At 46.0% G+C, this 11,795-nt stretch carries 15 protein-coding genes; 9 read left to right on the top strand and 6 right to left on the bottom strand.

What is annotated here, in order from left to right; all coding sequences use genetic code 11:
* Positions 1-227: 227 nt before the first annotated feature.
* The gene (locus QUB08_RS14805) at positions 228-590 is read left to right on the top strand and encodes a hypothetical protein (RefSeq protein ID WP_333225414.1); all 363 of its coding nucleotides are present in this window, start codon (positions 228-230) and stop codon (positions 588-590) included.
* A 101-nt stretch (positions 591-691) separates the two neighbouring features.
* Positions 692-1,180: an anti-sigma regulatory factor gene (locus QUB08_RS14800; RefSeq protein WP_333225412.1), complete on the top strand. Its 489-nt coding sequence runs from the start codon at positions 692-694 to the stop codon at positions 1,178-1,180.
* Positions 1,181-1,450: 270 nt separating this feature from the next.
* Here QUB08_RS14800 and QUB08_RS14795 read toward each other — a convergent pair whose 3' ends face one another.
* Entirely contained in the window at positions 1,451-1,726 is a 276-nt protein-coding gene (locus tag QUB08_RS14795; protein WP_333153402.1) for a DUF6439 family protein, read from the bottom strand.
* Positions 1,727-1,844: 118 nt separating this feature from the next.
* Here QUB08_RS14795 and QUB08_RS14790 point away from each other — a divergent pair, with 118 nt between their 5' ends.
* Both QUB08_RS14790 and asnS read left to right on the top strand, forming a co-directional pair.
* The gene (locus QUB08_RS14790; RefSeq protein ID WP_333225411.1) at positions 1,845-2,210 is read left to right on the top strand and encodes a DUF2203 domain-containing protein; all 366 of its coding nucleotides are present in this window, start codon (positions 1,845-1,847) and stop codon (positions 2,208-2,210) included.
* A gap of 96 nt (positions 2,211-2,306) precedes the next feature.
* Positions 2,307-3,698, top strand: coding sequence for an asparagine--tRNA ligase (gene asnS / locus QUB08_RS14785; RefSeq protein WP_333225410.1), 1,392 nt, complete (start codon positions 2,307-2,309; stop codon positions 3,696-3,698).
* 81 nt (positions 3,699-3,779) lie between these two features.
* On the opposite strand, the gene QUB08_RS14780 is transcribed toward asnS, so the two are convergent.
* Positions 3,780-5,261: a pitrilysin family protein gene (locus QUB08_RS14780; protein ID WP_333225409.1), complete on the bottom strand. Its 1,482-nt coding sequence runs from the start codon at positions 5,259-5,261 to the stop codon at positions 3,780-3,782.
* Between the two features lie 179 nt (positions 5,262-5,440).
* Entirely contained in the window at positions 5,441-7,036 is a 1,596-nt protein-coding gene (locus tag QUB08_RS14775; RefSeq protein WP_333225408.1) for a pitrilysin family protein, read from the bottom strand.
* A gap of 282 nt (positions 7,037-7,318) precedes the next feature.
* Here QUB08_RS14775 and QUB08_RS14770 point away from each other — a divergent pair, with 282 nt between their 5' ends.
* Positions 7,319-7,936, top strand: a complete 618-nt coding sequence (locus QUB08_RS14770; RefSeq protein ID WP_333225407.1) for a helix-turn-helix domain-containing protein — start codon at positions 7,319-7,321, stop codon at positions 7,934-7,936.
* 24 nt (positions 7,937-7,960) lie between these two features.
* Positions 7,961-8,482, top strand: coding sequence for a GNAT family N-acetyltransferase (locus QUB08_RS14765; protein WP_333225406.1), 522 nt, complete (start codon positions 7,961-7,963; stop codon positions 8,480-8,482).
* An 8-nt stretch (positions 8,483-8,490) separates the two neighbouring features.
* Here QUB08_RS14765 and QUB08_RS14760 read toward each other — a convergent pair whose 3' ends face one another.
* Entirely contained in the window at positions 8,491-8,853 is a 363-nt protein-coding gene (locus QUB08_RS14760; protein WP_333225405.1) for a hypothetical protein, read from the bottom strand.
* Positions 8,854-8,935: 82 nt separating this feature from the next.
* Here QUB08_RS14760 and QUB08_RS14755 point away from each other — a divergent pair, with 82 nt between their 5' ends.
* The gene (locus QUB08_RS14755) at positions 8,936-9,172 is read left to right on the top strand and encodes a hypothetical protein (RefSeq protein WP_333225404.1); all 237 of its coding nucleotides are present in this window, start codon (positions 8,936-8,938) and stop codon (positions 9,170-9,172) included.
* Between the two features lie 65 nt (positions 9,173-9,237).
* Here the strand turns inward: QUB08_RS14755 and QUB08_RS14750 are convergent, their stop codons facing one another.
* On the bottom strand, positions 9,238-9,600 hold the full coding sequence (locus tag QUB08_RS14750) for a hypothetical protein (protein WP_333225403.1): 363 nt from the start codon (positions 9,598-9,600) through the stop codon (positions 9,238-9,240).
* Between the two features lie 120 nt (positions 9,601-9,720).
* On the opposite strand from QUB08_RS14750, the gene QUB08_RS14745 reads away from it, so the two are divergent.
* On the top strand, positions 9,721-10,671 hold the full coding sequence (locus QUB08_RS14745; protein WP_333225402.1) for a cobalamin biosynthesis protein: 951 nt from the start codon (positions 9,721-9,723) through the stop codon (positions 10,669-10,671).
* Between the two features lie 4 nt (positions 10,672-10,675).
* Here the strand turns inward: QUB08_RS14745 and QUB08_RS14740 are convergent, their stop codons facing one another.
* A complete protein-coding gene (locus QUB08_RS14740; RefSeq protein ID WP_333225401.1) occupies positions 10,676-11,044 on the bottom strand; it encodes a phage holin family protein in 369 nt (122 codons plus the stop codon).
* Positions 11,045-11,153: 109 nt separating this feature from the next.
* Between QUB08_RS14740 and QUB08_RS14735 the strand changes: the two genes are divergently transcribed.
* Positions 11,154-11,651 (top strand): pentapeptide repeat-containing protein, encoded by a 498-nt coding sequence (locus tag QUB08_RS14735; protein ID WP_333225400.1) that lies wholly within the window; start codon positions 11,154-11,156, stop codon positions 11,649-11,651.
* The last annotated feature ends 144 nt before the right edge of the window (positions 11,652-11,795 follow it).

Genomic DNA, 11,795 nt, shown 5'->3' with positions numbered 1-11,795 from the left:
AAGAAATAATTATTTACTTTAACTATTGTATCGCGACGTTCAGATTTATAAAGTCTCGCCAACGCGCCGGGGTTCCGCTAGCAAAGGATTCGTCAATGTGAGCGAGTTGGGATCTGGCGATCTTCCGCACTCAGAATTAATAAGTTTTGTAACGAATATTGATTTTGTGAGGGTCGCAGCAATGGGAGATGTTTTGCCCGATCGCATTTGGAAAAATAAATCGGGTTTTGGCTGCAACATACCTAGGTATGATGATTTTGCTGTTTGGTGGCAAGAGCAAGTTCTGGGCGATGCAGCTTGCCCAGTGGCTGCGAGGGTCGAACCTGATGGGCGAGGGTCAAGGGATCGACTTTTTTATAGTTATTTCCGAGCTTTTCCAGGTGGGGATCGTTTGTTCAAGAGGTGTTGACGGCTTGGGGGAGGCAGCAAACCTCAGCCTTGCGAGTTGGCAAAAGCTGAAATCAAAAATTTCGTGGCTGGAAGAAGTTATAAGTAAAATTACTGATGGTTCTCAGCAGAAGTTTCTCAGAATCGCAGAATATTTTGTGACGTTGTTTGCTGTTCTTAATTGCTTTGATACTCTAAGATAGAAGTAGAGCTGCGCCGCTCAATTAATTAGCATTTTGAATACTAGGGAGCCAACTATGCAGGGTGTGAACTTTATCCACCTGAAAGTTAGGGAGTTTTCTGAGTGATTGCTATTTCACCTCGTCCCGTCGGACGCAATTGGATTACGATTAGCTTCGCTTCTACTCTATACCTTTGTCCTATTTTGGATCTGCTCCTAGCAGAGCTTCCGGATCACTGGCAAGCGGAATTGCGGTTGGGGCTTCAAGAAGCTTTGGTAAATGCTGCTAAGCATGGAAACAAGTTAGACCCCGGTAAAACTGTTGGAGTCCGTTTTTCGATCGTCCAAAACCAATATTGGTGGGTGATATCGGATGAAGGTTCTGGCTTTAATGCCCCTTGCAGTTGTAACCTTTATACCGATGATTGCGACAGTCTCCTCGCAGAGGATGTTGCAGATGACTCTGGACTACCCCATGTGGAACAGGAATGTGGTAGGGGGTTGTTTATTCTTTACCAAATATTCGATCGGGTAGAGTGGAATTCTCAAGGTACAGAGTTACGGCTGTGCAAAGAACTTCCCAGTCGTTACCGACTGCCTCGCTTGCGCTAGAACTGCTATTTGGCAGCAGTTTTTACCTCAGCTAGATCGGGAAATTTTTTCCTTTCCGGGCTGAAGTTGCAGTGAGAATTTCAACGCTCTGGCTATTGATAGCTGATCATAATGCAAAATGTAAGTTTTGAGTTAAAAAAGTATAAATCTTTTGAACTCACAATCGCGCTGCTCGATCGGGCGGCGCGATTGTCTAAGTTTTGAGCGACTACTCAAGTCAAAACTCCCAACTCAAAACCGCCAAGGGTTACGAACAACGAAGCAATCTAATTATTTGCCGTGGGTGGGACAGGGAGGAGCAGATATCGATCGATCGAGCCATCCTGCTGCTTGGTTTAAGCGCGGGAGAGCTTCTTCGGGCTGTTTTTTGAGCAAAAATACCAAAGCGGCCGCAGCTTGCTCGCAGGCGCGCGCGGAACGGTTGGCTTTGAGGCGGTGCCAATCTTTTTCGGAGATGGCGAGGCGCGCGGCGAGAGCTTGGGCTAGTTCTACAGTGCTCAGCTCGTTGAGGTTGACAGTTTGGGTTGTTTGTGTAGTTTCAAGCATAATTGGCAATTATACGGATTTGGCTGCCGTTTCTGAATTTAAAAAATATACTGCATATAATAACAACTTAATTGGAAATCGGTTTTTTTTATTATTCTTGTCAGGTTTGCAGATCGAAATGCCTCAACAGCCGTCAGAGTTAAATCCCGAAGAGCAAGAAAGTGAGTTTGTTCAAGCGCTCGCAGCAGTTGAGCGATCGCTCGCAGCAGTCAAAGAACGGTACACTCAAATTCAGGTCGATCGACAGCGCCAATTCGAACTCGGTCATCGGCGCGAAGAAATCCGCCAGTCCAAGCGCCAAAATCCATTGCCGCAACTCAAAAAAGAATTGCGGGAAATTGAGCAAGAATTGGAAACTATCGAGTTGAATTTAGAAAGCAGCCTGTTTTCTTGGGGAAGCATAAAACAACCTTTTTGGCAAGCAGTTCGCTTTGGGGGACTCGGTATTTTAATCGGTTGGATTTTGAAATCCTATGCGGGATAGTTTTTGATTTTTTTACCGCAGAGGGCGCAGAGGGCGCAGAGGAAGAGAAAAGAGAGAAATATGGTGCAAAATAATATTAAATAAACGGGAGTGGATATGACTAATCAACGAATTGCAGCAATTTTGCGCGCAGGTGAACCCGACGACACTGTAACTATTCAAGGTTGGGTGCGTACCAAACGCGAATTAAAAGAATTTGCCTTTGTGGAAGTCAACGATGGTTCGGCGATGGCTAACTTGCAAGTAGTCATAAATTCCGATTTGCCAGATTTTGAAAATGTACTGAAACAACTGAATACAGGTGCATCTCTAGAAGTGTCGGGTGTGCTGGTAGCTTCTCCGGCAAAAGGACAGCGAATTGAGTTGAAAGCTTCACAAGTCCAAGTTTACGGCGATGCAGACCCGCAAACTTATCCGCTGCAAAAAAAGCGCCATTCCTTTGAATTTTTGCGGACAATCGCGCATTTGCGACCGCGCACAAACACCCACGGTGCTGTTTTTCGAGTCCGCAATGCTTGTTCGGCGGCGGTTCACCAATTTTTTCAAGAACGCGGTTTTTTGTGGGTTCACACTCCGATTATTGCTGCTAGCGACTGCGAAGGTGCGGGGGAAATGTTCGCCGTTACCAACTTTGATTTAAAGAATGTGCCGCGCACAGATTCGCAAGAGGTTGATTATGCTAAAGACTTTTTTGGAAAGCGCGCCTATTTAACAGTTAGCGGCCAGTTGGAAGCGGAAGTTATGGCGATGGCTTTCGGAAATGTTTACACTTTTGGCCCGACTTTTCGAGCGGAAAATTCTAATACTTCGCGGCATTTGGCTGAGTTTTGGATGATTGAACCGGAGATGGCTTTCTGCGATTTGCAGGGAAATATGGATCTGGCTGAGGCGTTTTTAAAGTACATTTTTAAATACGTTTTGGAGCAGTGCCCGGAAGATATGGAGTTTTTCAACGAGCGCATTGACAAAACGGTTTTGGCTACTGCTGAAAATATCATTAATAATCAGTTCGAGCGGATTACTTATACTGAGGCGATCGCACTTTTGGAAAAAGCCGACAAAAAGTTTGATTTTCCGGTAAGTTGGGGCTTGGATTTGCAGTCGGAACACGAGCGCTATTTGGCTGAGGATTTGTTTAAGAAGCCGACAATTGTTAGCGATTATCCAGTCGGGATTAAAGCATTTTATATGCGTTTAAACGAAGACGAGAAAACCGTGCGAGCAATGGATGTTTTGGCTCCGAATATTGGGGAAATTATCGGCGGTTCGCAGCGGGAAGAAAGGCTGGATGTGTTGGAGCGGCGCATGGAAGCCCAGGGTATGAATAAGGAGGAATTGTGGTGGTATTTGGATTTGCGCCGCTACGGTACTGTGCCTCACGCTGGGTTTGGTTTGGGATTTGAGCGGTTAGTGCAGTTTATGACTGGAATGGGGAATATTCGGGATGTGATTCCGTTTCCGAGAGCGCCTTTGAGTATTGATTTTTAGTTGAGGATTGTGCGGCAAAGAGGAGGGACACGGCATTGCCGTGTCCTTACCCGGATCAGCGACTCATAATCACAAATAAATTTAAGTCGCCGAGGGAATTGTGATATCAACAGATTGTACTTTGACCGAAGTTCCCAAACTCGATAACGGCGGTTGAATTGCCGCCGTGTTTCCCACTACTAATGTTACCAGATTCTCCGGTTTCAAGTAAGTCTTGGCTACGCGCTGCACGTCGGCAATTGTTGCTGCTTCGATGCTGCGGCGGTAGCGAAAAATGAAATCCTCGGGATAACCGTAGTATTCGTAGCGCATTAATCGCGACAAAGTTTGACTGGGATTTTCAAATTTGAAGATGAAAGAATTTAGGGTGGAATCTTTAGCAAAAGCTAATTCTGCCGGGGTAATTGGTTCGGTGCGGATACGATCGATCTCGGCGCGAATTGCCTGGATCAACGGTACTGTGGCATCTGATCGCGTTTGGCCTCCCGCGAAAAACACCCCCGGATAGTCATATCTCGGACTCCAAGCCGCGTATACTGAATAAGCTAAGCCTTGGCGCGATCGCACGTTATTAAACAAACGACCACCGAAACCGTTGAGAACCCCATTCATCACGTCCAAAGCACCGTAATCGGGACTGCTGAGCATTCCGCCCAAATGTCCCATCTGCACGTAACTTTGACTTAATTGCGGCTGATTTACCAAAAATATCCCGCCCCCATTTGCTGGCGATACCGTTGGTAGTGCAGGCACTTCTGCACTTTGACTCGGTTGCCAGTTGCCGAATTTTTGCTCGACGAGCGATCGCATTTTAGCTGTATCAAAGTCGCCAGAAATACCCAAAATCATATTCTTGGGATGGAAATATTTCTGGTAGAAACTCACCAAATCGTCGCGGGAAATATTGGCGAGGGTTTTGTATTCTACCGTGCGCGCGTAAGGACTGCGATCGCCATAAATTAATTTTTGAAACTCGCGGCCGGTAATACCGTCAGGATCGTCATTGCGGCGGGCGATCGCACCTTGAGTTTGGTTCTTCGCTAAATCCAACTTTTCCTTAGCAAATATTGGTTCCCGAATCACTTCTGCAAATAAGTCAAACACGGGTTCCAAATCTTCAGCTAAAGCACTAAAATTAGCGCTGCCCGAACTAACATCAATCCCCGTTTCTACCGAAGCTGCTCGCTGTTCTAGCAACTGATTTAATTCATCAGCCGTATGCCGGCTCGTGCCGCCAGTTCGCATCACTTCTCCCGTCAAACCTCCCAGTCCAATTTTATCGGCAGGTTCAAAGCGCTCGCCCGTGCGAAATAGCGCCGTTCCCCCAACTAGCGGGAGTTCCCTGTCTTCCATAAGATACACGCGGATGCCATTTTTTAGCTCGAAGCGAGTGTATTTAGGCAGTTTAATTTCTGGCACCGCCGGGAATGTTAATTCGTCGTAGTGTTTGGGTGCAGCCGCGAAGGAAGGTAACAAATTAAACGTGCCCAGTGAAACAGTAAAAAAGCAAAGCGATAGCAGAAATAACTTTACTTTTTTCAGTTTCAATTTAGTCCTTTTCATTCTTTCTCCAATGTTTCATAAGTTGACAATTCGAGGCAGAGCCTCGCCGATATGCGTTCCCAGGCAGAGCCTGGAAACGAGTGTTTCTTCCCTCTTCCTTCTTCCCTCTTCCGACTTCCGACTTCCATCGGACTGACATCCGTTACATCCGTTACAGAATCCGTTGCCGAACCTTCTTCTTACAGTGGCAAAAGCTTACCAATCGTGCGATTTTCCTGGCGGAAAGTTGCCTGAGCGACACGCTGAATGTCAGCGGGAGTAACAGCCGCGATCGCATCCAATTCCTTGAACAAATTTCGCCACGAACCGGTGTTTACTTGATAGTCCACCAGCGCAAATGCCATGCCCATATTTGAATTGAGCGATCGCAACAAATCGGCTCTCGCCTGAGTTTTCACGCGCTCCAATTCCAAAGCAGAAACCGGCTCTGTTTTCAGGCGCTCGATTTCCTTCCTCAAAGCGGAGGCTACTTCATCAACCGTGCGACCCGGAGCAGTTTGAGCGTAAAATAACATCAAATTCGGATACTTTTCCCCCGGATAACCACTGAAACCTTGAGCAGCCAGCGCCAATTGCTGTTGTTCTACCAAAGATTTATAGAGCCGAGAAGTGCGGCCATCGCTGAGCAAAGAACCAATCATTTCATAAATCGCATTGTCGGGATGATTCATCGCCGGTTTGTGGTATCCTTCCAAATACCAAGGTTGAGTTTTTAATTGCAGCGTGACTTCCTGAGTTTGCGTTTGGGGAGGTTCGACAATTTGCAATTCTGGAGGCGCTGGTGAAGCCTTGTAACGGCCGAAATAAATTTGAGCTAGTCGCTTCACCTCCGAAGCTTTCACGTCTCCTACCACCGCCACAGTCAGCTTGCTGGGGACGTAGTGAGTCTCGAAAAACTTCTGCACGTCGCTGCGGGTGAGGTTTTTAATGTCTTCAGTGTAGCCAATTACGGGGCGACGGTAGGGATGAACAGAGAAAGCTTTGTTGGCAAAAACTTCAACCATTTGTCCGATCGGAGAATTCTCGGTTCGCAGCCTGCGCTCTTCTAAAATTACCTGTTTTTCCTTGTAAAATTCCCGAAATACGGGTTCGAGAAATCGCTCGGATTCCAGCGACATCCACATTTCTAACTTATTAGCTGGAAGGCTGTAAAAATACATTGTGGCGTCGGTGGAAGTAGCGGCATTTAGTCCGACTCCGCCTGCTTGTTCCACTATTTTGCCCAGTTCATTGCGCTTGACAAATTGCGAAGCTTCGGCTTCAACTTTGTCAAATTCTGCTTTTAATTGGGCGACTTCTTCAGTTTTGCCGCTGGCCTTGGCTGCTTGCATTTGCTCGAAGAGTTGGTCTTGTTTTTCTAGCAGCGGCTTTTCGGCTTGGTAGTCGGTAGTGCCGATTTTTGGCGTGCCTTTGAAGGCTAAATGTTCGAGATAGTGAGCGACTCCGGTTTGGCCGTCGGGTTCGTTTGCGCCGCCGACATCGGCGTGAATCAGAAACGATGCTACGGGCGCTCTGGGTCTTTCGAGTACGATGAATTTCATGCCGTTGTCGAGCTTAAATTCGCTGACTTGGCTGATTACTCGATCGAGCGACGGTTGAACAGAGACTGCTTGGGAGCCGCTAGCGGGGTTGGGGCGGGCGAGGGCTATTTCGGGGGAAATTCCCCACCACAGCAGTACAGCGGCTAGCAGGGAGGCAATGAATCGAGTTTGGCGATCGGGCGATTCCCTAGGGGATCGCTTCGCTTCACGGGGTTTGTGGAACTGCGGGGTCATTCGATTTTAGATTTTAGATTTTAGATTTTGGATTGTCAAACAAAAAAATGTTTGTGCTCGGTGGCCAGAGATTCTTTTCTCAGGATAAAGATTTTTGGAGGCATAAGCGATCTGTTGCGCCGCAGATGTTAGGCTGATACAGCAAATCTCAAAAAGGGTCTGGGGCCCGGCGAGGAGTTTTAAGTTTGGGATAAAAGCCGCGCACAACTTAAAACTTAACATTATTTAGCCCTTCAATCCCGAACCCGTAGTTCCAAGTCGCAAATTACCGATTGCAAAGCCATGCGAATTTTTAATCAGTCTCCTCCTTCTGAAACAGAAACCAAGAAGCGGATTTTACAAGCCGCTCAGCGGTTGTTTGCCCGCAGCGGATACGACGGCACGACAACTCGCGATTTAGCAGCGGCGGCGGGGGTGGCCGAGGGTACGCTATTTCGGCATTTTGATAATAAAAAAGCGATTTTGATTGAGGTGGCGACAGAAGGATGGGTGGAGTTGCTGACGGATTTGCTGACAGAATTAAGCGAGATGGGCAGTTACAAAGCAGTGGCTCAGGTGATGCGGCGACGGATGCTGAATATCCGCGAGAATAGCGACATGATGCGGGTGTGTTTTTTGGAGGCGCAATTTCACCCGGATTTGCGCGACAGAATTCAGTTGGAAGTCATCGGAAAAATGAGCGATGTTGCTGAGGCTTTTTTTGAAACAGCGATGGAAAAAGGAGTTTATCGGAAGATGAATCCGAAGATTGTGGCTCAGGTATTTTTGGGAATGTTTGCAGTCGCGGGTTTCAGTCAAAATACGATTATGGAGCCGAATGCTTCTCCACAGGAAATGCAGGAAATGGCCGAAGGACTCGCAGATATTTTTCTGAATGGGGTTTTAGTCAAGGATGAATAATTAGGGCAACAGGGAAAAGTTGTTATGAGCAAAGTTTTGCACTATTCTATTCGGCCGCTAACGCAGGAAGACGAGCCTTTTCTGTGGCAAATGCTATATGAAGCGGCGCACATGGCAGAAGAAGGCGAATCAACGGTGCAAGCAGTTGTGAATCATCCTTTAATTGCCAAATATGTCCAGAATTGGGGACGTGCAAACGATCGGGGCTTCGCAGCCATAGAATTGAACGGCAGCCAGCCAGTAGGAGCCGCCTGGCTGCGTTTGTTTACAGAGGATGACAAGGGCTTTGGCTGGGTTGACGATACTACCCCGGAATTGGCGATCGCCGTTCTTCCAGAATACACAAATCAGGGTGTAGGAACGCAGTTGCTAGATCGTTTGTTGTCAGCAGCAAAAGTTTCTTATCGATCGGTATCCCTGAGTGTCAGAAGCTCGAATCGAGCCCTGAGTTTGTACGAGCGATCAGGATTTAAAGTAATTGATGGAAGCGAGACAATCAACCGCACAGGAGGGACATCATTCACCATGAAAGTGGATTTTGACTAAGTGAACTATTACTCTATAAATTGGTACATTTGCTGTACCCACTTCTCCCGATTATTCTGCCATTCATCCGTCACTACTTCCCAAGTTGTATTGCTTTCAAGTTCCAGCAATAGACTTGATACTTCTTCCAGCGTCGATGCTATATGACATTCTTCTACCCAACTTTCACGGAGCATTTTCCAGAGACTTTGTACCGCTTCTCGCTGATAATTTGATTCTAATTCAACTAGCAATTTGGCTAGGTGTTTTTCGTCAATTGCTGCTGACACCTCGCTCATCCAACAGTTGCGACGTTCTTTCCATTCTTCCGTCACTGCGTCCCCGTTTAGGTGGGCTTGAAACTCTAACAGTAATTGGTTTAGTTCTACCATATTAAATTTTGTCTTGTTTGCAGTTTGTGCTATTTTTGTACAAATTTTATTGATTGAGAGTGTTGGTTTTTTATAATGAGCTATGTGGCTGAGGCTTTATTTGGAAACGGCGATGGAAAAACAAGTTTATCCAAAGATGAATCCGAAAATTGTCGGTCAGGTATTTGTGGGAATGTTTGCAGTCGCGCCCTTCAGTAAAAATACGATTATGGAACCGAATCCTTCTCGGCAGCAAATACAGGAAATGGCTGAAGGACTGGCAGATATTTTAATGAATGGGGTTTTGCAGAAAAATGAATCATTAGTCATTAGTCATTAGTCATTAGTCATTAGGAAATTTTAGAGCCTGAAAACGCAATATATACAGGCTCTGACACGTCGAAACTACTCCTTAAACTTGTGCATTTGCTGTACCCATTTCTCGCGATTATGCTGCCATTCATCGGTCACCGCTTCCCAATTCGTATTGGTTTCTAGTTCCAGCAATAAACTTGATACTTCTTGAACAATTGATGATCCCAGACATTCTTCTACCCAACGGTCTCGACGCTCTTGCCACTGAATATCAACCGATTCTCCCTGCAAGTTAGATTCCAATTCAACTAGCAATTCTGCTAGATATGTCAGGTTAACTGATGCTGCCACATCGCTAACCCAACTTTCCCGGCGCTCTTTCCATTCTTTTGTCACTCCTTCCCATTTGAGGTTGCTTTCAAACTCTAACAGTAACTGATTTAGTTCTACCATCTTAAATGTTGGGTTTTTTGTAGTTTGTGCTACAATTATACCAAAATTTTCACTAAACAGAGTGTTAAGTTTTTTTTAAGATTGCGGTCGCAGTGAAACTACAGAATAGATAACTGAATAATGAACGATGAATTTACTTTAGATATGCTAGAGATTCCCAGCGGTTGGAGGCGGGGCGAAGGTGACTGGACAGGAGTGGCGGCGGCTCTTGCTAGAGGGGAAACTGTCGAAGTAATTCAAGAAGTTGGTTCTACTTTGTGGCAAAACAGTCTGCCAGAAAAACATTCTTTGTATTGGGATGGGGAAAATCTATCAACTATCAAAGCCAGAATTTGGATTAGTTTCACCCAGAGAAGATTTTCGCCGGAATCTGTTTTGCCAAAGGTTCAGTGGCATCCCAGAGTGTTGTGGGTAGGGATAGGTTGTGAACGCGGAACAGGGCGAGAATTAATCGAAACAGCGATTAAACAAGTATGCCGTGCTTATCATTTAGCGGAAAGTGCGATCGCAGGTATTGCTACAATAGATACTAAAGCAGGTGAAGTCGGCTTGCTGGAACTTTGTCAAGCCCGAAACTGGCCGTTAAAAACCTTTGCTGCTGACATTTTAAGTTCCGTAGAAGTCCCCAACCCTTCAAATATTGTAGTCAAAGAAGTCGGCACGCCCAGCGTAGCAGAAGCCGCGGCACTTTGTGCGATCGAACTAATATCTTGTACCATTCTCAAGAACAGGCAAGATGCCTGTTCCACAATTCTCAACAACAGGCAAGATGCCTGTTCCACAAATAGTGAATCTGCTTGTGGGGTGGGCATCTTGCCTGCCCGTACAATTCTCAACAACAGGCAAGATGCCTGTTCCACAATTCTCAACAACAGGCAAGATGCCTGTTCCACAAAGAGTGAATCTGCTTGTGGGGTGGGCATCCTACCCGCCCGTGAAAAGCTTTTAGTCCCTAAACAAATAATTCGCAACAAAAATCCCCCCCTTTCACAAGGAGGGGTTAGGGGGGGTTCTGCGGTAACAGTAGCCGTTGCAGTTTCCCCGATCGAGTATCTGGAATATCTGGGATAATGTACTACTGAGACAAAGTATTGGCATTCACAAATCGACCAATCAACCCAGAAACAAATGACAACACAATGGAACCCAACAAAGCCGGCCAAAAACCGTTAACCGCAAAGCCGATACTGAACGCACCCGCTAACCAGGAAGCCAGGGAAAGTGAAATTGCATTCACAACGAATAAAAACAAACCTAAAGTAATAATGGTCAAAGGCAGCGTCAGCAATGTAAGAATCGGTCTGACAACCGCGTTCACCAATCCGATAACAACAGCAGCCAGCATCGCCGCCGGAAAGCTAACCACCGCAATACCTGGTACAATGTTAGCGGTAATGACCAGCGAAACTGCAGCTACTATCCAAGTTAAGAAAAAACTTAGCATATCTTTTTGTCCATCTCCATCACTATTAATTAAGATTTTAACTGTTTAGTCGATCGACCAAAGTTCGGGATACACTACGAAATACCCACCTTGCGAGAATATCAGAATTATGAAACTCCGGCAACTAGCAGCATTCCTTTTGGCGCTAACTATCTTCATCCTGCCGCGGCCAGCGCTGGCTCAATCTAAATATTACGCTCCGCCCTTGTCCTTTAGCAACGCCGAACTGACAAGACGCGATTTTTCTGGTCAAATGCTGCGGGCCGCTGAGTTTTCTAACGCTAATATGGACTTGACTAATTTTTCTAATGCCGATTTGCGGGGAGCAATTATGAGCGCTTCGGTGATGACTGAGGCGAATTTGCACGGAGCAAATTTAACTAATGCAATGATTGATCAAGTTAAATTTACTAAGGCCGATTTAAGTGATGCAATTTTAGCGGAAACAATTTTGCTGCGTTCTACTTTTGAGGGAGCTGATATCACCGGCGCTGACTTTACTGATGCAATTATGGACGGCGCACAAATTAAAGAATTGTGTACAAAGGCAACCGGGATTAATTCTCAAACTGGGATTTCTACTCGCGATTCCTTGGGATGCCGCTGATTTATTTTATCATTCCATAATTTCAATTTCTGGAATATTGATGAGGGGGGGGCTAGAAGCCCAACCCCTACTCCCCACAAAATCAATACACAAAATAAATTTGTTTGTGGAACAGGCATCTTGCCTGTTCCGGGCTAGAAGCCC

The sequence above is a fragment of the Microcoleus sp. BR0-C5 genome (assembly GCF_036705045.1).
Classification (GTDB): domain Bacteria; phylum Cyanobacteriota; class Cyanobacteriia; order Cyanobacteriales; family Microcoleaceae; genus Microcoleus.
The sequence above is the reverse complement of the archived record's forward strand: the minus strand, read 5'-3'. Positions and strand labels throughout refer to the sequence as shown.

Excerpts from the sequence above, each read along its gene's own strand:
- QUB08_RS14795 (WP_333153402.1), bottom strand. The coding sequence starts at position 1,726 with ATGCTTGAAACTACACAAACAACCCAAACTGTCAACCTCAACGAGCTG.
- QUB08_RS14790 (WP_333225411.1), top strand. The coding sequence starts at position 1,845 with ATGCCTCAACAGCCGTCAGAGTTAAATCCCGAAGAGCAAGAAAGTGAG.
- asnS (WP_333225410.1), top strand. The coding sequence starts at position 2,307 with ATGACTAATCAACGAATTGCAGCAATTTTGCGCGCAGGTGAACCCGAC.
- QUB08_RS14780 (WP_333225409.1), bottom strand. The coding sequence starts at position 5,261 with ATGAAAAGGACTAAATTGAAACTGAAAAAAGTAAAGTTATTTCTGCTA.
- QUB08_RS14775 (WP_333225408.1), bottom strand. The coding sequence starts at position 7,036 with ATGACCCCGCAGTTCCACAAACCCCGTGAAGCGAAGCGATCCCCTAGG.
- QUB08_RS14770 (WP_333225407.1), top strand. The coding sequence starts at position 7,319 with ATGCGAATTTTTAATCAGTCTCCTCCTTCTGAAACAGAAACCAAGAAG.
- QUB08_RS14765 (WP_333225406.1), top strand. The coding sequence starts at position 7,961 with ATGAGCAAAGTTTTGCACTATTCTATTCGGCCGCTAACGCAGGAAGAC.
- QUB08_RS14760 (WP_333225405.1), bottom strand. The coding sequence starts at position 8,853 with ATGGTAGAACTAAACCAATTACTGTTAGAGTTTCAAGCCCACCTAAAC.
- QUB08_RS14755 (WP_333225404.1), top strand. The coding sequence starts at position 8,936 with ATGTGGCTGAGGCTTTATTTGGAAACGGCGATGGAAAAACAAGTTTAT.
- QUB08_RS14750 (WP_333225403.1), bottom strand. The coding sequence starts at position 9,600 with ATGGTAGAACTAAATCAGTTACTGTTAGAGTTTGAAAGCAACCTCAAA.
- QUB08_RS14745 (WP_333225402.1), top strand. The coding sequence starts at position 9,721 with ATGAACGATGAATTTACTTTAGATATGCTAGAGATTCCCAGCGGTTGG.
- QUB08_RS14740 (WP_333225401.1), bottom strand. The coding sequence starts at position 11,044 with ATGCTAAGTTTTTTCTTAACTTGGATAGTAGCTGCAGTTTCGCTGGTC.
- QUB08_RS14735 (WP_333225400.1), top strand. The coding sequence starts at position 11,154 with ATGAAACTCCGGCAACTAGCAGCATTCCTTTTGGCGCTAACTATCTTC.